Here is a 795-nt window from a genome sequence, read left to right as displayed (position 1 = left end):
CCATGTCGCCGATCTCGTCGAGCAGCAGCACGCCGCCATCGGGCTGCGCGAAAGCACCCGGGCCGCTCGGTGGCCGCGCCGGTGAAGGCACCTTTCCACATGGCCGAACAAGTTCGCTTTCCAGCAACTCCTTCGGAATCGCCGCGCAGTTCACCGCCACGAACGGGCCCGCCGCGCGCGTGGAATGCCGGTGGCAGGGGCACCAGCGCCTACCCAGCTCCTTGCCGGTGCCGGGTCCCTCGCCCTCGATCAGCACCGGGGCATCGCTCGCGGCGGCCATGCCGATGCGCTTGTGCACCTCGCGCATGGCTTCGCTGATGCCGATGAGCTCGCCGTCCTCCTGTGCATCGGGCGGCGGCGCGGGTGCGGCGGCCGTGGCACCGGCGTCGGCCTCGGAGCGCAGGGCGCGCTCCAGCACCTCCACCACGGCCGCGCGGCTCACGGGCTTGGTCAGGTGGTCGAACGCCCCCAGGCGCATGGCCTCGATGGTGCCCGAGCCGCTGGCGTAGGCGGTGAGCACCAGCACGGGCGGCAGCCGGGCCATGCGCGCGGCCAGCGCCTGCAGCGTTTGCAGCCCGTCCATGCCGGGCATGCGCTGGTCCAGGAAGATGGCGCTGTAGCGGTGGCTCTCCACCTGGCGCAGCGCCTCGGCCCCGCCACTGGCGCCGTGCACTTCATGGCCCAGGCTCTGCAGGGTTTCGACCAGCGATTCGCGGAAGGCCGCGTCGTCATCGACGACTAAGAGGCGCGCCATGGCAGCTCCAGGATGAAACGGGCGCCGCCGCCCTCGCGGGG

Annotated in this window: 1 protein-coding gene; it reads right to left on the bottom strand. The window is 72.3% G+C overall.

Translation table 11 applies throughout. From position 1 onward, the window contains the following. A partial coding sequence (locus tag AC27IQ_RS26095; RefSeq protein WP_487091375.1) for a sigma-54-dependent transcriptional regulator occupies positions 1-754 on the bottom strand: 754 nt, incomplete at its 3' end. Positions 755-795 lie beyond the last annotated feature (41 nt).

Source organism: Acidovorax sp. KPB24-07 (genome assembly GCF_057543315.1).
The sequence above is the reverse complement of the archived record's forward strand: the minus strand, read 5'-3'. Positions and strand labels throughout refer to the sequence as shown.